The sequence below is a fragment of the Candidatus Dependentiae bacterium genome (genome assembly GCA_013821315.1).
Taxonomy (GTDB): Bacteria; Babelota; Babeliae; order Babelales; family Babelaceae; genus JACDHA01.
This window is the reverse complement of the sequence record JACDHA010000020.1, coordinates 1-19702: the sequence shown is the minus strand read 5'-3', so window position 1 is coordinate 19702 and position 19702 is coordinate 1. Positions and strand designations below refer to the sequence as shown.

The window sequence follows — 19702 nt, the reverse complement described above, 5'->3', positions numbered from 1 at the left end:
TTAGCCCCCGGGCTACTTTCTATTCTTTTTGTGGTGAAGAGGCTCGTATAAACTCTTCACCAATTTCTTCTCTAAATAAAATTCAACTTGAAAAATTTAAATATATATGTATACTTTTAATTAACAGATTGAGCCCTAATGCAACTTGTCTATTGGTTTAGCTTTCAAGGAGACCCTAATGAAAAAGTATTCCATTCTATTTTTAGCCTGTTTGAGCTTACAATTTTTAGAAACTTACACCATGACTTACAAAACGCCATTGCATAAAGCTGTAAAAAAATCTAATACTCATAAAGTGCATGATCTTATTGCCCAAGGAGCAAACGTCAATGCCCAAGACAGTTTAGGAAATACACCACTTCATTACGCAGTGGCTGCTGATACTCAACTTCATAACGCCCAAACAAATAGTAGCTCTCTTTATCTAGCTTCAACGGTTAGTTTTATTAAAAACAGACTAGGAGATACTCAAGAAAAAACTATAACTCAGCTTTTACTTGAAGCCGACGCTCATGTGTTACTACAAAACAAACAGAGCAAAACGGCTTTACAATTAGCACGACAAGCTAACAATCTAAAAATAGTTCGATTATTAACTGATCACTTAAATATTCAGCTGCACTATGCGGCCCAAGATGGTGACGTAAAATATATTGAAACACTTATTGCCAATGGCGCTACTGTCGACAACAGAGATAGAGATAATCAGACACCTCTACACAAAGCATGTATACACTATAACGAAGCTTCAATTCTAAAACTTATTAAAGCTCAAGCTAACACAAACAGTACCTTTAAATACTTTTACTATCACAAAAACTTGTCAGAAGAAATTTCGTATACACCGTTGCAATGGGCAGCGTTTGAGGGACGTAAAGCAGTAGTGGAAGCGCTGCTGCTAACAGATGCCGATCCTCATAGAAAAACTAGACGAGGCGAAACTATACTAGATTTAGCTTATAAGGGCCAAAACGCAAGAGCTCTTGATCTAAAAGAAGCAGCTTGGGGAAATGATCATACCCAAATAATAACATTGCTACGTACGTATTTTGCACAAAAAAGAGCTACAGCACTGCTTAAATACATGAAAAAAAGCAAACCAACTACACTCTCAAGTTCGATACATATAACCGATTTACCTAACGACCTACTTACTGTCATTACTACACAGGCAGCTCAACCAGCAAAAAAGCCTGGTATTATAGCTAGAATTTCTAACGCATTAAAATATCATTTATAATATAAAATTTAATTTGCAAAATTTGTAAATATAAGTATAATTAAAAATATAAAATGGAAAATTATTTAAATAATAAAGGGTTCTTATGAAAAAACAATTTTTAACTTTAAGCTTATTAGTTTCTTTTGCATCCTACCACTATGCTGTTGATATGGTAGATTGTGCTGCAAAAGCACGCATTTACGCAGCTAATCCTACACAAGCTAACCAGCTAGCCTTTGCTACAGACTTTGCAACACTCAGTGATGACGAAAAAATGTTACTTACAGAAGCATTGCAAGATGAAGGAGTGCTCCTTCCATTACCAACTCAAACAACTAATACACAAAACAACAGAGCAGTTTCATCTGGCAAAGAAGAACTTGTAGATAACAAATCAAAAGCAGAAACCGCCGCTGCGGGTTCTGAAGAACAAAGCCAAGATCTTAAAGTATTTTTTACTTGTCTTCAGGCTTATAATAGCTATAAAGAGACTAACATAGAATTACTTAGTACAGGTAGAACAAGCAATCCTATGCTTATGCAACTTATTGGTATTATGACAGAAAAGTATGAGGCTCTGTCTTCTGCTGATAGAAGAGAAGCAAATAGAGATTGTTTAGGATTTTTGGGTAAAACTTTTGATGATTTTAGCAAAGAACTTCCTAAAGCATTAGTAACACCGGCTAGAAGAACTAGTTTTGATGGCATGAACTCTAATTCTAATGGATCTGGTTTTAGCTCCATAAATCAAAACAATAACTCAGAACTTTCAGTTAGCGAGCACCTTGATACATTTGGTACTGATCAGTTAAAAAAACTAGTAATTACGTATATTAGCATGATAACAGAGCTGCAATCAGACAAAAAACGCCTGCGTGAAGAAAACAATCAGTTACGTGAAATGATGGGACTATCTCCTCAGACAAGCCCTCAAAATTCGCCTAAAGCACAAAGAAAATTTTAATTTTATTTAATCCCAGTGATAATCAAGAGAGCTCTCATGCCTGAGGGCTCTCTTGGTGTGTTGGACCACCACTACAGTAGCAGCGAGGAAAAGTTATCTCTTCTTTTTCAAAACGATCTTTAACGGTTTTATAGACATCGCAGGCAAGTTTATATCCTTCAGCTTCACCTTTAGTCCAAGCAGCACCACGAGCTATAATAGCTGATGGTGTTAATTTAATAACGTGTACTTCTACCAGCGCCTCTTTACGCTTTTTTTGTTCAGCTGAACGATTATCTATAATTAAAGGGTGGTTAGCAAGTGTTTCATGAATAATATCCAATGCCTTAGTAAGATCTATGTTATAATTAAGCGGAATTTCAATATATTTGTGAATTTTACCGTCAGCCCAGCTGGCATCAGCCCAATCTGTATTTTCTACTATTTCAGCATTCATAACTGCATTAGGTATCATAATATGCTTATTTTCAGCAGTTTTAATAATAGTATGGCGCAGAGTAATGTCTTCTACCGTGCCTTCTATATTATCTTTTACTAATTTAATATGATTACCAATAACAAAAGGCTTAAAAATACCTAAAAAAAGCCCGCTGATAATATTAGAAAAAGCCTGTTGAGAAGCAAAACCTATAACCAAAGTAAGAACGCCGGTACTAGCGAGCAGAGAAAAAGCCACACTTTTTAGTGGTGGAATCAGACTAATAGCGATACCTATACCAATAAAATAGATAAATCCTACAACAAAATGTTTGGCAAATCGCACATGAGCTGTATCGAGTTCTGCCGGAGCATCAGGAGATTCTTCAAGTTTATCCAGCCCTTTTCTTACCAGTCTTGCCAGTAGAAAACTTATACCTAGAACAATAAGTACCATTGAGGTAGACTCTAAAAACGATTGCAGCGCAAGCAAATTACATTCCATCAGGTTCCTCGACTTTTTATATAATTTAGGTTTAATTATAACTAATTTTATTTTAGTTTAACCTAGAGAACCTACTTTTACAAATACCAGTGCACCACCTGACAAAGTCTTCAGATAGAGTATACTTAAAAATAAACCTTCAGCATAAGTAGAAAAAGCATGTACCCAAAACTAGTGTCTATTGGCAACTTCGCATTAAGTAATTACAGTGTTGCTATTGGTGTTGGTCTTATTGTTTTTCTCTGGCGTGCATTACAGCACCCCTTAAGAAAAAAATATATAAGCCAAGAGGATTTTATTAATCTTGTAGTAGAATCAGCTCTAGCAGGCATAGTAGGCGGTCGCTTACTGCATGTTATAGGTGATTGGCATGAGTATACCAGCATAAGTCAAGTACTAAGCATTTGGAATGGAGGCCTGTCTGTTTTTGGCAGTGTTATAGCAGTACTTATTTATGCACCACTTTATTTATATAAGCGAGGCATTCCCTTGCTACCTATACTTGATTTAGCTGCACTCTATGGACCGCTTTTACAAGGCATAGCACGAACTGGTTGCTTTTTAGTAGGCTGCTGTTATGGCAAACCAACCACCCTGCCTTGGGGTATTACCTATACTAATCCTGATGTTTTTGCACCATTATTTATTAAATTACATCCTACACAGCTCTATAGCACCGGCATATTTTTAGTTATTTTTTTAGTTATGCGTTTTATAAATAATCAAGCTAAGTTACCCGTAGGCAGTTTAGCGGGGCTGTATATTATGTTTTTAAGTACAGAGCGTTTTATCGTAGATTTTTTTAGAGGCGATAGAATTTTTCAGAACAACCAGATACTCACTACAAAGACAAGCTTTTTTTCTTTTCATCAGTATATAGCGTTAGGCCTCTTTGCTTTAGGAGCAGCTCTCGTGCTCATAGCTCATGTATGGCCTAAACCAAAGCATTATCATGAATCTGTTTAATAGCATAAAACAAAAAGTATCCATTTTAGCTTTAGTAAGCGAGTATACTACGCTCAAAAAAGCTGGCCTTTATTGGAAAGGCTCATGTCCTTTTCACCACGAAAAGACAGCTTCTTTTACCGTTAGTCCTCACAAAGAAATCTTTTACTGTTTTGGCTGTCAACATGGTGGCGATGTTATTACCTTTGTAGCTAAAGCAGAAAATTGCACACCACTAGAAGCAGCTCAACAGCTTGCTGAACGGTACTCTATAGACATACCTCAAGATACTAAGTGGACAAAAGCAGACACAAGCCAAGAAGATAAAAAACGGTATATACTGACTTGCACCGTGTTTGCCCGTTGGTGCCATATGCAACTAAGAAGAACCATAACCGTTCTTGAATATTTACATGCACGCCACTTTACTAAAAAAAGCATTACCGACTTTTGTTTGGGGTTTATGCCCTTAGGCCCTGTTGCTGTTAAAGAGTTACTCGCCTATGGTCAAAAAGAAGCTTTACTTGCTCAAGACTTTATCACAGCTAAAATATTACTTGAAGGCAAAAATGGTCTTTACTGCCCCTTTGAAGATCGCATACTTTTTCCTATAAAGGATTTGCTTGGCCGTTTTTGCGGCTTTGGTGGCCGTGTTTATAAACAAGAAGATGAACGGGCTAAATATTACAATTCGCATGATCACGCCTTTTTTAACAAAGGCAGTCTTGTATTTGGCCTTGACAGCGCGAAAAAATCTATTCAAGAACAAAATACGGTGTTTTTAGTTGAAGGATATACCGATGCCATTACCATGGTCCAACACGGCTTTATTAATACGGTGGCTACCCTTGGCACCTCATGCACGTTAGAACACCTCAAACAGTTAGCGCGTTATGCAAATACATTATATGTTTTATATGATGGTGATGCGGCTGGTCAAAAAGCAATCATGCGCTTAACTGAGCTTTGTTGGCAAGTAAATATGGATCTTTTTGTTATTATACTGCCACCGCAAGAAGATCCAGCATCATTTTTAACTAACAAAGGTAATTTAAAAGATCTCATAGAGCAAGCTCGTGACATATTTTTATTTTTTATACATACGTTAGGCAGTGATTTTGCCTCTAAAAGCTTACAAGAACGCATAACACAAACTAAGAAACTTGTAGACATGATAAAGCACTTGGAAGATCCTCTTAAACAAGATTTGCTTTTAAAACAAGCTGCTACTATATTTGATATTCCTTTTGCTACTTTTAAACAAGAGCTAACTCGCGTGCAACAAGAAGATACTACACGCAAGGTTACAAGCTTACGAGCACAAGAACAACCAGAAACTACCATGCCTAAAAAAGAGCTCCCCAACGAGCTTATGCAGGGAATTAATAAAATATCACAATTAGAAAAAAAGTTATTTTCTGGTATACTTTCTAATAAAGAGCTTTTAACTTCTCATGACAAAGAACTATTAAAAGCATGGTTGCCAAAACCATTAAATATATTGTTTGAAAAGTTAATTACAGGTTCCTATTATACCTTTTTTGATACTCTTACTTATGATGAAAAAACAGAAATAAGTAGATTGATTATAGAAGCAGAAGATGAAGAAAATTCTCGAGCATTTGAGGAGTTATTAACCCATTTTCTTAAAAAAAGATGGAAAATGACCGTTCATCATGTCAAACTAAAAATTGAGCAGGCACAAAAAACAGGTAATAATGAGCTTGTTCAAAAACTTTTAACCTATTTAGAGACGCTGAAAAAAAAGATGTTACTTAGGGGTATTGTATGAACAAAAAAGTAAAACTAGTCGATACTAAAGCTAAAGCAAAAAAAGCTGAGGGTGTCGATCTTACACAAGAGCTTATTGAAAGCTTGTTAGAAAAAGGACGTCGCGCTGGTACTATGAGCTATGAAGAGCTGATGGAGTTTTGCGAACGAAACCATTTAGGCGAAATAGAGACCAATGAGCTTCTAAAAACTCTTGAAAAAGAACATATAGAACTTCTTATGCAAGAAGAGCTCGACGCTGATGCAACACATTTAGACGATTATGAAAAAGAAGAAGAAGGTACTAAAGTACACTTAAAATCTCAATTTGAATCTTCTCTAGACTTTGCAGGCGACGAAGAGCTTGAAGAAGGTGAAGACGAAGATGAAAGAGACATTGTACGCGAGTCAGGTGAAGTTGGCCATATTGCCGATGGTGTTAAATGCTATTTACGTGATATTGGTAAAATTCCGTTACTCAACAAAAAAACAGAATTAGTTATAGCTGAACAAATAGCTCTTGGTAAAAAAGAATCAGTTGAAGCGATATCTAAGTTCCCTTTTATTCATAAAGAAATAGTATCTATTGGCGAAAAACTTGCTCGTAATACCGTACCACTTAAAGATATTATTCAGTTTTCTGAGTTTGACGAAGAAAATTTGCCTAAGTACGAAGAAGAAAAGAAAGCACTTATTGTTATTATTGACTCTATAAAACACTTAGTGCAACAAGAGAGTGATATTTATCGTAGTTATCGTGGCCAACTTGAGATTAAAGACAAAAAGCAGGAAATGCTTTTAGAAGTTAAAAAAAATAAAGAAAAAATTAGCGAAACTATACAAACTATTAAACTTTCTCATAAATTTATAAGAAAGTTAAGCAAGCGTATTGAAAAAGCTATCAATAAAACAAAAGAACGTGCTGAAGCTGTACGTCAAGCTGAGATGTTACTTAAACAGTACTCTCATAAAAAACATATCACTGAATCTGATACACAAGAGATGCAAGAATTTGAACGCATTATCAGAAGCAGCAATAAAACTATTCGTAAAGCTGAACAAGAAATGGGTCTCTCGCATGCTGATATCTATAAGTATTATAGACAGCTTACTGAAGGACAGCGTAAAGATAAACGTGCCAAAGATGACCTTGCGCGTGCAAACTTACGTTTAGTTGTTAATATTGCTAAAAAATATGTTAACCGTGGCTTACACTTTTTGGATCTGATCCAAGAAGGTAATATAGGTCTTATGAAAGCAGTAGAGAAGTTTGAGTTTGAACGAGGCTACAAATTTTCTACGTATGCTACCTGGTGGATCAGACAAGCTATTACACGTGCTATAGCAGATCAGTCACGCACTATTCGTGTACCAGTACACATGGTAGAAACGCTCAATAAAATCAATAAAATTAAGCGTACCTTTACTCAAGAGCACGGTCGCGAGCCAAGTCATGCTGAACTTGCCAAAGAACTTAATATTGATGAGAAAAAAATCAAAAATATTATTAAAATATCTAAAGAGCCTATCTCATTAGAAACACCTGTTGGCGACAGTGATGATGCCTTTATTAAAGACTTTATCGAAAGTGAAAATGACTTTTCACCTGCTGATACCGTAGCAAGCAACGATCTTAAAGAGCGTGTACGTGAAGTATTAAAAACTCTTACACCACGCGAAGAGAAAGTACTTAAGATGCGTTTTGGTATAGATGTTGCTTCAGAGCATACACTTGAAGAAGTGGGTAAAGACTTTTCAGTCACTCGCGAACGTATACGTCAAATTGAAGTAAAAGCGTTACGCAAGCTACGCCACCCGTCTCGTAGTAAAAAACTACAGACATTTTTTGAAAAAGAGTTTAATATCGGAACTGATGAGTCAGACAGTGACGATATGATGGATGATGACGAATAATAGTTACACTAACGTAGCAAAAGGATACAATGGAACCTCCAGTTGATAGTTCTTTTTATAGTACAGTATTTTTTTTACTCCTATCGCTTGCTTGTTTTGCTTTGTTTGCCTTTTTGGAAACAAGTATTACTGCTTTACGATTGTTTAAATTAAAAGAGTTAGCCAATAGTACAGGCCGTTATAAAGCCTTATTTGAGACGCTTGAAAAGAATCCACACAGAATTTTAATAACTATTCTGGTGGCAAGTAATCTAGCAAATGTAACAACAGCAGCTTTAAGTAGCCAGCTAATGGAACGCATAGCCAATTATTTTGCTTTTCCTGAATCAGTAGGGTTTGCCATTGGTATAGCTTTAACTACTCTTATCATTTTGATTGCTGAGCTTATTCCCAAAAATATAGCTAAAGCTCATGGTGAAAAGATGCTTAGTTCAACTTTATGGATTACCAATAGTTTATATTATATTTTATATCCTTTTGTTACGTTAATATCGCATGTTTCTCAAGCAGTAGTACGCTCTGTAGGTGAAACTGAAAATCATGATCATAGTGAAGCTTTAGCAACAGAAAAAGAGATCCAATTCTTGATTGATTATATCAATGAAAAGGGTTTAATGGAGCGGCATAAAACTTCTATGCTTAAAAGTATTTTTGAGCTCGGCACAACGCAAATACACGAAATTATGGTTCCTGAAACTTCTATAATTTACATTAGTACTCATACGACTTTTCAGGAAGCTCGTGAACTATTTTCTAAGTACCAGTTTTCTCGACTACCTGTCTACGAAGGTGACTCAGAAAACGTTATTGGTATATTACATCAAAAAGACTTTTTCCTGCTTTTATCAAAAGGTGAAATTAAACCTCTAAGCGAAATAGTACGTCCTATAATGTTTGTGCCTGAAAGTGCTAAAGTGCTTTCAGTTCTAAAAGAGTTTAAGGATCAACGGATGCACATGGCCATGGCTATCAACGAGTTTGGTGGTATTGCAGGACTGGTAACTCTGGAAGATGTTATAGAAGAAATTGTCGGTGAAATAAGCGATGAATATGAGTTAATTCAAGAAAAAATTAAGCCGCTCAATTCAGGTGGCTGGTTGGTTGACGCTCGTATAGAGCTCGAAGAATTAAACGCCGTACTTAATATAACTATTGAAACTCAAAGGTCACTTACCCTTGGCGGCTTTTTAACTGAGCAGTTGCAGCATTTACCTAAAAAAGGCGAACGGATCGCTTACAAAGACTATCTCTTCCAGATTCATCAGGCAACAGCTAAAATGGTAACACAAGTACTTATATTTAAAGAGGGCAAAATACCTGACAGTATTGAACTCGACTAATCTTTCTATCCTCGGTAATCGCCGAGGATTTTTTTTGCTGGTGTTTCTAAATCTCGTTTTTACGCCCAAAAGCTTGTCTTTTAAAAAAGATTTGTTGTAGTATGTCATAAAACAGAGTATAAGTATTGTAAAATACCTTATAAGCCAGGAGCTTATTAAATGAACTTCTATAAAATATTTTTTTCACTAGGATTGCTTTTTTCATTAGGCACAAGTTTTGGACAAGCTAAAACTGCCTTTACTTCACGTTCTATTACCTATGATGCAACCTACGAACTAGCATTAAACAACTACCAAATCTATCATCCAGCTCAAAACAGTTGCAATGGTTGGGGAACGTTCACTCTTACTCCCTTTTATCAACAATCACGTAAATCAAGTCGCCTTGCTCGCTATTTTTTACCTAATGGGAAAAACAGCGTAAGTATACGTGAAGATGGTACAGGAGATATTGATTCTTTATGGCTTAATCTAATTGGTCCTAAAGGAACAGATTATAGTTCTGATGTACGCATATGCCCTAAACGCCGTGTGTATGGTGCAGTCGTAAATCTGTATACTAATCTTGATTGCTTGCTTTCAAACTCGTGGTTGAGCATTAATAGCGCTATTCTAGGCGTTGAACATGATCTGCATTTACGTGAGTTTAATAGAACAACTTATGGCACCATTAGTGGCTTTAGTGATGCTCATCAAGCTCTTAACAATCAAGACTTACATTTTGGTAGACTAGCTGGATGCAAACTTAAACGTCACGGCCTAGACGATATACAAGTTAAACTAGGATATGACTACTTTTTTTGTAATCAAGATCATGCAAGTATTTATTTAGTGGGTGGCATTCCTACAGGACATAGAAGACATGATCGTCATCTTTTTGAACCTACCGTAGGCAGCAAACATGGCGCGCTTGGTTTTGGTTTTAATGGGGATTATACCCTACCTAAAGTTTGCAACAGCAACATGGTTTTAATGGCTGATGTTAAATATCTTCACTTTTTTGAAGCTAATGAACGTCGCTCATTTGATTTAAACAATGGTGACTGGTCCCGCTTTCTGCAAGTAGCAACTCAAAATCAACCATTTTTATCACAACCAGCTATCAACTTGCTAAGCCCTTGCGTACGCGTTAAGCCACGCAGCCTAGTTGAATTCTGGACAGCACTCCATTATGAGTGGTGCAACTGGAACGTTGAAGTAGGCTATAACTTATGGTACAGACAAGCAGAACGTATTTGTTTACGTAATCTAGATTGTTTAAGTAACTTTGGTATATTTGATATTGCACAAGTATGCAATCTACAAGCTGCTTCTGCAAGTCAAGCAACTATAGATCAAGGTTTAAATGGCTCTAATGTAGCACCAAGCGATGCAACATTTACTCCACTTACACGCTCTGATATTAATGTACATTCTGCAGAGCATCCACGAGCATTATCTCATAAAATATATGCTGCAGTTGGATGCGACAAAACAATATGTAACTACCAAACCACTCTTGGTTTAGGTGGTTCTTATGAATTTGGTCAATGCAGAAGCGCTCTTGATAACTGGGCTGTATTTGCAAAACTGGGCATAGGATTCTAAAAACAACTTTAGACATTAAAAGAGGCGAGTATTAAGTTACTCGCCTCTTTTCTTTTAACTTTTAATAAGATTAGCTTAGTAAATAGTAACTTACTATTGTTGCTTTATAATAGCTATAACGTCTTTAGGCAAACTGTATCCTAACACACCTTTGGTAGAAACACCTAGAGCCGTACCTGTCAACCCTAATTTAAAACGTAACAGATTACCTATTTCTTTGTACGAACTATCTTGAGTTAGTGCGTATTGTTTTTTTGCAATCTCAGCCAAGTCTTGTAATTCTTTATCACTTAGTCGAAGAGTTTTCAATATTTGCTTAGTAAGATCAACAAGGCCTAAATTTACTGCTTGCTGTATTGTGTTTTGAGGCTCAGCTTTAGCTTCGGCTACTAAACGTGGATAATTTTTTAAAACATCTGCTATAACTTTATAATGTTCTATGGTTTCTTTATTCATCTTTCTCTCAATTGCCATCTTAATTTCGTCCTGCATACTTTTAAAAGGTGTTCTACCTGCAGGGTTGGTTTTTACTAAAGATGCGCCATTTCTTAACAAAGTTTCTATTGCATGTATATTAGGATTATTAGGCCTATATAACATTTTCCCAAGAGGAGTATAACCAGCCCATGAATTCGCTTTAATATCAGCTCCATAATCAATTAACAATTGCGCCATAGCAGCACTTTTCGCACCATGAAGCATTGTATCAAAACTACCATGGAAAGTACTCTGAGCGTTTGCTCCTTGTTTTATAGCACTTCGCGCTTCTTCTATATCATCAGCTAGAACAGCATTGGAGAGCTGCTCTGAGGGGTCTTTAAGGTTCATAGCATGAAGCAAAGATAAGACGCTTAGAACAAGCATGGTAAGTATATATTTTTTCATAGTATTCTTTCGCTTCTTAGTTAATTATTAATTTCACTGATATATTAGGCTGAACGCCTTAATGTATTTTTAGTTTCTAATGAAGCATCTACACAAGATACTTTATTTACAACATCAGGTAGAATGCCAAGCTCCTTTAATAAAATGTCATTTTTAATGTTTTCAGGAGTAGCTATATTTTTACCTAAATAAGTAAGTTTTACCTGTGCCATAGGTTTTTGAGCTACCTCAGAAACTGATTGCAGTAAGTCACTTAGTCTAGGCTTATCTTTATTAATAAATAAAAACATTTTTGAAGAATTGTCTGAACTGCATTTTAATAAGATAGTAAGTTCTTTAAGCTTTTTCGGCTTTTTAGGTTCTACACTGGGCATTGAATATATTAATGAGCTTGCTGTTAACAAAATAAATGATTTTTTCATAGTTCACCTTTTATATAATTACTCTATTATAATTAATTATATATTAAATGGCTTATTCTTGGCAATATTTTATTTTAAATACTATACAAATTATTATATATACAAAAAAGGCAATCTACTTAGATTGCCTGTGTAAAACTAGAGTGAGAGTTAGTTATTTAAGTAATGTATAGACAGTTTCTCGTATAGCTTGTGCATCTATTTTATGATAGGCAAGTAGTTCTTCAGGTTTGCCTGAACGAGAAAGTTCTTTAACTGCAAGTACTTCTATGGTACAGCCACTACTGCGTAGTTCATAGCATACTGCTTCACCTAAACCACCCTGTATAAAGTGATCTTCAACTGTTATTACTCTCTTGTAGGCTTTTATAGCTTGTGCTTTAAGAGTTATTGTATCAAGCGGTTTAATACTGTATAAATCTATAATACTTACGTTAATATTTTCTTGTTTTAATTGTTCATACGCCTTAAGAGCCTCAAATAACGTAATACCCGCAGCTACTATACATACTTGATCATCTGAGCTTTGTCTAAGTATTTTGCAACCACCAATTAAAAACTCTTCTTCTTGCTCGTATATAATAGGAGTTTCTTCACGTGTCATGCGTAAATAGCTTATACCTTGGGTGTAATTTGCCATAAGATGGACTAGTTTATAAGTACTTACGCCATCGCATGGATATAAAACTACTGAATTTGCAATACTGCGCATTTGAGCCATATCTTCAAGACCCATCTGAGACGGTCCATCTTGCCCAATAGAAACACCAACATGCGATCCAGCTATACGCAGTGGCGCTCTGCCAATAGATGCCATACGAATCTGATCATGTGCTCGTGTTAAAAATGACGCAAATGTTGACACAAAAGGAATAAACCCGCGTAATGCAAAGCCTTCAGCCATACCTATCATATTTTGTTCTGCTATAAAACATTGTACAAAGCGCTCAGGATATTTTTTTTCAAAGAGTTCTGCAAAGGTTGAATTTTTAACTTCAGCATCTAAACTTACTATACTTTTAGAATAATCTCCCAGCAATACCAAGGTTTCACCATACGCCTTGCGAGTAGCTATCTTATCACCAATTGTATACTCAGGTTGCGGAAGCATTACACCAGGCTGTTCTTTTTTAACTTCTTGTTTTGGCATTACGATAGTTTCAGGATACTTACCAAAAGAATCAGCTTCTTGAGGAAACCTCTCAGCTAGCTCAAGCAAATATTTTTCAAGATCTTTAGGTGAAAATGCTTTGCCATGAAATCCCTCTTTATCTTGTATTTCCGTGATCCCATACCCTTTATAGGTGTAGCACACAAGCACCGTGGGCTTACCAACTACGGCACGCGCTTGATCTAATGCTTTGGTTACACATTCCATATCATGGCCATCTACAATAAAAGTTTCCCAGCCAAATGCTTGCCATTTAGCTGCATGTTGCTCTATATTATGATCATCCATAGTTTCTGTACTTTGGCCCAACCTATTAAAATCAACTAAAGCTACCAAGTTATGCACTTTATAAAAAGCTGCAAGCTCTATAGCTTCCCACACAGAACCTTCTGCCATTTCACTGTCACCAAGCAACACATAGGTATAAAAGTTATGACCAGAAACACGCGTGCTTAACGCCATACCTAGTCCAATAGAAAGACCACAACCAAGTGACCCTGTAGCTGCTTCTGCGTACTCAAAACGTGGCGTAGGATGCCCTTCCAGTCGTGAATTAAATTGACGTAAAGTAAGAAGCTCTTGCTCAGTCAAAACTCCAACTTCTTTCCATGCAGCATACAATACAGGAGCCGCATGTCCTTTTGATAATATAAATCTATCATTAGTAGGGTTAGCATGATCTGCTGGGTCATAGTGCATAGCATAAAAAAAGAGAGCAGACACCATATCAGCTGCCGATAAAGCAGAAGTCGGGTGCCCAGAACCAGCAGCTGTAGTCGCTTTAAGTGATTCAACACGTAGCTTATACGCTTTATACTTCAAAAAATCTAGATTCGCTTTCATCCCTGCTCTCCATACGTTGACTGGACTGTTTTATTTTTACTTTTTAGTGTATACTTGAAACTATATAAAAATAATTAAATCTATACTAGCATGCCAATAAAAAACATAGTACAAACTCTGGCAAAAAAACTTAAGTGTACTCCAAGAGATATTCTTACCTTTTTGCAACTACAGCTTTTTCTCACTCTTATCTCGTGGCCCATACTACTCTGTTGGGGATTACCGTTATCGCTTGCAAGCCCTGTAGGCAATTTTATTTTTACACCTTTTTTGATAATTTTTTTATCTTTGGCCTCATTGGTGTTTTTTAGTGAATTATTATATATACCTAATGGCTTTCTCGTATACCTTTTAGAGCAAGTAGCTGATTGGTGGTATACCATACTTACCTATTGCGATCGGTCGTGGTTATTTTATAGTCCGCAACCGTCTTTAGGTACTGCATTACTTATACCAGCGCTTGCTTTTTTAATACTGCATACAAAAAAACTCTCAAGGCCCCTTATTAGTACCATTATATTTGCACTAAGCATAATCGGTATTGCTGGTTATTTACGCTACGATTTTAACCCTACTGGAACAATAAGTATAGTTGGACATCCTGAAAAACAACTCACGCTTATACATTATCCACAAGCAACCGTACTTATAGACCCAGGTTATTTAGGAAAAACGATATCAGCTACCAACTGGGTAACGTACACTCTTATACCCGAGCTTACTAAAAAATCAGTACAAACTATCGATTATCTTATTGTTCTTAAGCCTTCTTCTTTAGTGTTTCAAGCTCTTACAACATTGTGCAATAAGTTTCTTGTTAAGCATATTTATTTAGTTTCTTGGTCCGGACAGCTTAACAATACTGGCTGGAGAGCATGGGAGCAACTTCTAGCAGTCCAACAAAGGCTAAGTCTAAAAATTACTTCTATAGATAAAGAGCCTCTAACTCTCACCTTTTCACCTCAAGATAGCCTCACTCTTACTCCTACGGGCACTGTAATTAAAAAAAACAAATTACGTTACCCACGGGTAACTATAACTGGTGCTCTTTCAGGCATAGCTATAGAGCCAGTGAGTTCGTTAACATAAGCAAACAAGATAATCAACTAACGAGCAATTCATAAGGGGCAGCCCCCTTATGATCCCCAATTACCTCTACTTTTTTAAATCTAGAAATATACATACAATTTTTAGCTCACTTGAGCCTTTGTAATTATATCTAGAATCTCTTGTTCTGAAAGCGTATCTTTACCTCGATAACTGCTTTGTAGTAGATCAAAAAGCGTTGAGCCTTTCTCCCAACCAGAGGTAACTTTTAGCTTTAGATTTGCACCAGCCTTAATAAGCTCTTGAAACTTTTTGAATATATCTAAGCTGGAAAGCTGCAGCACTCTCTTTAAGACCAATAGCAATAGTCAGTGAGCTTAAATTATAAAATAAGCCAAGCTAACCAGGCATCGTAGATATTTTTGTTTTATTGCATAAGAAGTAACATAGCTGCTATATATACATAATGATATACGCCGTTTATACTAAAAAAGGAGAGTTTATGTTTTTACGCTTTTTAACGTTTATCTGGTGCTTAATAGCACCCATTACAGTGCTTCCAATGTGCAACTTATGTGACGTTGCGCAAATTGCTTATATACCTAACTCTAATCAGCCTAGAGCAGTAGCATTTTTTAATAGCACTACAGGGCCAAACTGCCTTGCTATTGCAAATCAAGGTACTAATACAGTAGACGTTTATTCTGTGGATTGTAATAATCCCCAAGCAGAGCCTATTCGTATTGTTACCCTTGATAGCACTACAAGTAAAATTAACAACCCGGTTGGAGTAGCATTTTCACCCTCTGGATGCTTAGCTGTAGCTAATAAGGGTATTAATCCAACAGGTACTGATAATACTGTAACTATATATTCTATAGATTGCACTACACCTCAAGCAAATCCTCTTGCTCCAGCAATTACTCTTGATAACACTACCAGCAAAATTTTATTTGTTAGTTCTTTAGCATTTTCTCCTAGTGGCTGTCTTGCTGTTGGCAGTGGTTTGACAGATCCAAATAATAGTGCAGTTGCTATCTTTTCTGCAAATACAATAGACTGCACCAATCCTTCAACGACGCCTCCTGCGCCCACGGTGATGCTTGATGCTGCAACTAGTAAAGCTTTTAGTGTTAATGCAGTGGCATTTTCATCCACAGGATGTCTAGCTGTTGCTAGTGGAATCCTAGGTTTACAAGGAGGTCGAGTAACTTTATACTCTGCTGATACGTTACATTGTAATACTTCTGGGCCAACACCTGCTCCAACTGTTGTTTTAGACTCTACCACAAGTATGATTAACCTCCCTATATCAGTAGCGTTTTCTCCTAATGGTTGTTTAGCTGTTAGTAATTCCGGTAACAATACAGTAACTATTTATTCAGTTGATTGTGCTACTGAATCTGCAGTATCACCTGCACCAACAACTATTCTTAATGCTGCTGTAAGCGGTATTAAGAATAGTTGATTGTGCTACTGAATCTGCAGTATCACCTGCACCAACAACTATTCTTAATGCTGCTGTAAGCGGTATTAAGAATCCTCAATCGGTAGCATTTTCTTCAGAATGCCTTGCCGTTGCCAATCAAGGTCAGTCAGGAACCGATAGCACCGTAACTATCTATTCTATAGATTGCACTACCCCTTCTGGTCCCCTGGCTCCTACTACCACTCTTAATAACAGCACAAGCCGCATCAATGGAGCTCGTTCAGTAGCATTTTCTGCCGGTGGTTGCCTAGCTGTTGCTAACACTAATTCAGGAGATACAACAATTTACGCAGCAAGTGCGGTGGACTGTAGTAACACACAGCCAGCATCTGCTCCTGCAGCGATAATTAAGGGCAACAACAGTGCACTTAACAACCCTAATTCAATTTCATTTTCACCGGCAACTAGTGGCAACAATAGACGCTGCCTAGCTATTGCTAACTTTCTTAATAATACTGTTGCTATTTACTCTGTTGATTGTACGAATGCTCAATCAACACCCCAACTTATTACAGTTTTAGATGCTACTACCAGCATGATTAATGGACCTCAAGTTGTAGTATTTGCACCTTTTGACCCTGTGACTAATACCAGTTGTTTAGCTGTTTTTAATCTACGTGACACCCCCGGAACAATAACAATTTATTCAATAGATTGTACGACTTCTTTAGCTAGTCCTCCCGCCCCTATTATTAATATTCCAACTAGTATTATGGAGGGTGTAGCTAGCAACTTTCGAAGTTTAGCTTTTTCACAACTCAATACTATTACGGGAAGCGCATGTCTTGCTGTCAGCAATGCCACTGATGGTGCAAACACAAGTGTATTTATATACTCTATTAACTGCCGTAATCCTCAAGCCACATCTTTAACTCCTACAACTGTTATTGATGCAGAAACTGGGCAACTTACCGGGCTTCCTGTATCACTAGCATTTTCCCCATTAACCGCTAATGGAACAAGTTGTCTTGCTGTTGCAAATTCGAACTCTCTTGAGCCTAATAACTCCACTGTAACTATTTATACTATAGACTGTTCCACACCTTCTTCTGCTTCACCTGCACCATTTGTTGTTCTTGATAATGCCATAAGCGGTATTAATAATGCTGTATCAGTAGCATTCTCTACTAGTGGGTGCCTGGCTGTTGCTAATGCTGGTGCGTCTGGAACAGGAAGCGATAGTACGGTAACTCTGTATGCTCTAGAGTGCGGTCAACCTTCAGGGCCACTCGCTCCTAGTGCAACTCTTAATAGCACAAGTGGCATTAATGTAACTGCATTTCAACGTGGAATTGATTTTTCACCTAATGGCTGTCTGGCTGTTTCTAATTTAAATAACGTAACTATTTATAAAATTAATTCTGATTGCACCACACAAACAAACCCGGCTCTACCTGTAGTTACTCTCGATGGAAGCAGTATAACTAACCCTGCTAACTTGTCTTATTCTGTTGATAACTGTTTAGCAGTAATCAATACTAATGGCCAACAACCAGGTGTAGTTATATTTAGAAGCACTCAGCAGATTCCTATAACACCAACACTTGCAGTTGATACTAGCAATTGTCCAACTATAACTTTTTCAGGTACCACTGACCCGAATGTTTCCGTAACTATTTTTAGTGCTAATAGTTCACCTATTGCTTCAACACAAAGTGATAGTAATGGCAACTTTAGTGTAAGCTCTCAACTTGCTAATGGAACTTATAGTTTTACAGCTCAGGCTAGTAATGCTACTAATTGCATGAGTGCTCTTTCGAGTGAAGTTACCGTACAGATTAATTGTCAGCCAACGCCAACAGTAACACCACTGCCAATAAATAAAAAGTTTAGCTGTTTAGCTAGAGCTATACTTAATAAATATTGCCGCAATTAAAAGTAACTATTTTTTTGACAACCACTAATCTATAAAATAAGGCCTGATTTTCATCAGGCCTTATTTATTAACTATTTTCTAAGTTATTTACCAGTTCGTACATTAAGCAATATAAGTAATAAAGGAATTTCTCATACCCAGACACCTTAGAAAACCTTTAATCTTTATTACTATCGTTTAACAAAGATTCTAAATACTCAAGGTAGTTAATACTTTCGTATCGCTTAATTTTAGTAAGTTCTTGTTTTGCAAAGTTTAATGCGCTTATAAGCTCCGTACTTTTAACTACTTGAGCAAATTCTAAAAATTCATGTTCAAACTCTAGAAGGTCATTACGAACTATATCAAATATTTCATCATAATCTATTCCAAAATATTCATGAGCTACAATATTTCTAAAGTCTACAATAATTCTCCACTGATGCTTAACTAAATAGTCATAAGCAGAATGACTCAAAATATGTTTAAGAGCTTCACCAATAATTTCAAGCTCTCTTACTGTTGCATCAAAGGTTTTTTCATCAATAACAAATTCCTCAAGACTTAAAAAGTTTTTTGTATATCTTTTAACTTTATCTAAAGAGATCAAGATATCTATAACGAAAAACTCGGGAATTCTTTTAGGCATATACTATATCTTTCTCAGCATGACTTTTGATGAAGAGTCGTATACTTTTAAAATAGCAAAGATCAACCTTTCTATGGAAATGGTTTTCTAAATATTCTTTTAAAAGCATGCGGTTTTTAAAACTTTGTTGTTTTGTTTCAATTAAAAGGTCTATATCACTATCTACATGAGCTTCATTGCGAGCATAAGAACCAAAAAGAGCAATTTTAGTAATACCAAATTGTTCTTCTAAAACGTCTTTGTTCTCGCGTAAATAGTTTAGTATAGCTTTTCTATCTAAGTTCTTCATAATTATTCCTACAATGTAATGCTTCTTTAAGCATATATCGAGTATAAAAAGTATGGCAATACAAAGTCAATTAACTAAAAGTATTGTGCTTGTCACAAACAGTAAGTTAATTGAGTTAATAATAAAGGCCTGATTTTAATCAGGCCTTATTTTACAACTATTTTCTAAGTTATTTCCCAGTTCGTACATTAAAAAAATCAAGCACGTGGCCTGCACGGTTAATCTTTTCATATACTTTGTCACTGAGTGCTTCTTTTAGACGAGCCATAATACGTGCATTACGCTTTTTGCCAGACTCTTTTGATTCCAACTCTTTTTCTGTACATTCTTCTAGTGGCTTAAATCCAGAAATAATAGACTCAATAAGAATTTTCTCAAGTACAGGATC

General features: G+C 36.3%; 18 protein-coding genes. 10 read left to right on the top strand and 8 right to left on the bottom strand.

Translation table 11 applies throughout. The annotated features are described in order from the left end of the window. Window positions 1–178 precede the first annotated feature (178 nt). Window positions 179–1240, top strand: a complete 1062-nt coding sequence (locus H0X48_05145) for an ankyrin repeat domain-containing protein (GenBank protein MBA3954676.1) — start codon at window positions 179–181, stop codon at window positions 1238–1240. Between the two features lie 85 nt (window positions 1241–1325). After that, the gene (locus H0X48_05140; GenBank protein MBA3954675.1) at window positions 1326–2186 is read left to right on the top strand and encodes a hypothetical protein; all 861 of its coding nucleotides are present in this window, start codon (window positions 1326–1328) and stop codon (window positions 2184–2186) included. Between the two features lie 34 nt (window positions 2187–2220). Here the strand turns inward: H0X48_05140 and H0X48_05135 are convergent, their stop codons facing one another. Then, complete coding sequence (locus H0X48_05135; protein MBA3954674.1) at window positions 2221–3108, bottom strand: mechanosensitive ion channel family protein; 888 nt, start codon at window positions 3106–3108, stop codon at window positions 2221–2223. Window positions 3109–3267: 159 nt separating this feature from the next. Between H0X48_05135 and H0X48_05130 the strand changes: the two genes are divergently transcribed. From H0X48_05130 to H0X48_05110, 5 genes are all read left to right on the top strand, one after another. Further along, window positions 3268–4074: a prolipoprotein diacylglyceryl transferase gene (locus H0X48_05130; protein MBA3954673.1), complete on the top strand. Its 807-nt coding sequence runs from the start codon at window positions 3268–3270 to the stop codon at window positions 4072–4074. Beyond that, entirely contained in the window at window positions 4061–5845 is a 1785-nt protein-coding gene (gene dnaG / locus H0X48_05125) for a DNA primase (GenBank protein MBA3954672.1), read from the top strand. Before H0X48_05130 ends, dnaG begins: the two co-directional genes overlap by 14 nt. Beyond that, complete coding sequence (gene rpoD, locus H0X48_05120) at window positions 5842–7737, top strand: RNA polymerase sigma factor RpoD (GenBank protein ID MBA3954671.1); 1896 nt, start codon at window positions 5842–5844, stop codon at window positions 7735–7737. The genes dnaG and rpoD overlap by 4 nt, the downstream gene beginning before the upstream one ends. 29 nt (window positions 7738–7766) lie before the next feature. Next, window positions 7767–9077, top strand: a complete 1311-nt coding sequence (locus H0X48_05115; GenBank protein MBA3954670.1) for an HlyC/CorC family transporter — start codon at window positions 7767–7769, stop codon at window positions 9075–9077. Window positions 9078–9236: 159 nt separating this feature from the next. After that, entirely contained in the window at window positions 9237–10664 is a 1428-nt protein-coding gene (locus H0X48_05110; protein MBA3954669.1) for a hypothetical protein, read from the top strand. 93 nt (window positions 10665–10757) lie between these two features. Here H0X48_05110 and H0X48_05105 read toward each other — a convergent pair whose 3' ends face one another. From H0X48_05105 to H0X48_05095, 3 genes are all read right to left on the bottom strand, one after another. After that, a complete protein-coding gene (locus H0X48_05105) occupies window positions 10758–11549 on the bottom strand; it encodes a hypothetical protein (GenBank protein ID MBA3954668.1) in 792 nt (263 codons plus the stop codon). Between the two features lie 44 nt (window positions 11550–11593). Next, window positions 11594–11971 (bottom strand): hypothetical protein, encoded by a 378-nt coding sequence (locus H0X48_05100; protein ID MBA3954667.1) that lies wholly within the window; start codon window positions 11969–11971, stop codon window positions 11594–11596. Window positions 11972–12125: 154 nt separating this feature from the next. Beyond that, window positions 12126–13985, bottom strand: coding sequence for a transketolase (locus tag H0X48_05095; protein MBA3954666.1), 1860 nt, complete (start codon window positions 13983–13985; stop codon window positions 12126–12128). 90 nt (window positions 13986–14075) lie between these two features. Between H0X48_05095 and H0X48_05090 the strand changes: the two genes are divergently transcribed. Continuing rightward, window positions 14076–15074: a hypothetical protein gene (locus H0X48_05090; protein ID MBA3954665.1), complete on the top strand. Its 999-nt coding sequence runs from the start codon at window positions 14076–14078 to the stop codon at window positions 15072–15074. 101 nt (window positions 15075–15175) lie between these two features. Here H0X48_05090 and H0X48_05085 read toward each other — a convergent pair whose 3' ends face one another. Further along, on the bottom strand, window positions 15176–15376 hold the full coding sequence (locus tag H0X48_05085; protein ID MBA3954664.1) for a hypothetical protein: 201 nt from the start codon (window positions 15374–15376) through the stop codon (window positions 15176–15178). Window positions 15377–15534: 158 nt separating this feature from the next. Here H0X48_05085 and H0X48_05080 point away from each other — a divergent pair, with 158 nt between their 5' ends. Together H0X48_05080 and H0X48_05075 are read left to right on the top strand one after the other, a co-directional pair. Next, entirely contained in the window at window positions 15535–16500 is a 966-nt protein-coding gene (locus H0X48_05080) for a hypothetical protein (GenBank protein ID MBA3954663.1), read from the top strand. A 322-nt stretch (window positions 16501–16822) separates the two neighbouring features. Beyond that, complete coding sequence (locus H0X48_05075) at window positions 16823–18397, top strand: carboxypeptidase regulatory-like domain-containing protein (protein ID MBA3954662.1); 1575 nt, start codon at window positions 16823–16825, stop codon at window positions 18395–18397. A gap of 157 nt (window positions 18398–18554) precedes the next feature. On the opposite strand, the gene H0X48_05070 is transcribed toward H0X48_05075, so the two are convergent. From H0X48_05070 to H0X48_05060, 3 genes are all read right to left on the bottom strand, one after another. After that, on the bottom strand, window positions 18555–19025 hold the full coding sequence (locus H0X48_05070; protein ID MBA3954661.1) for a DUF86 domain-containing protein: 471 nt from the start codon (window positions 19023–19025) through the stop codon (window positions 18555–18557). Beyond that, window positions 19018–19314 (bottom strand): nucleotidyltransferase family protein, encoded by a 297-nt coding sequence (locus H0X48_05065; protein MBA3954660.1) that lies wholly within the window; start codon window positions 19312–19314, stop codon window positions 19018–19020. The genes H0X48_05070 and H0X48_05065 overlap by 8 nt, the downstream gene beginning before the upstream one ends. Before the next feature lie 169 nt (window positions 19315–19483). Then, the coding region (locus H0X48_05060) for a hypothetical protein (protein MBA3954659.1) at window positions 19484–19702 on the bottom strand (219 nt) is incomplete at its 5' end.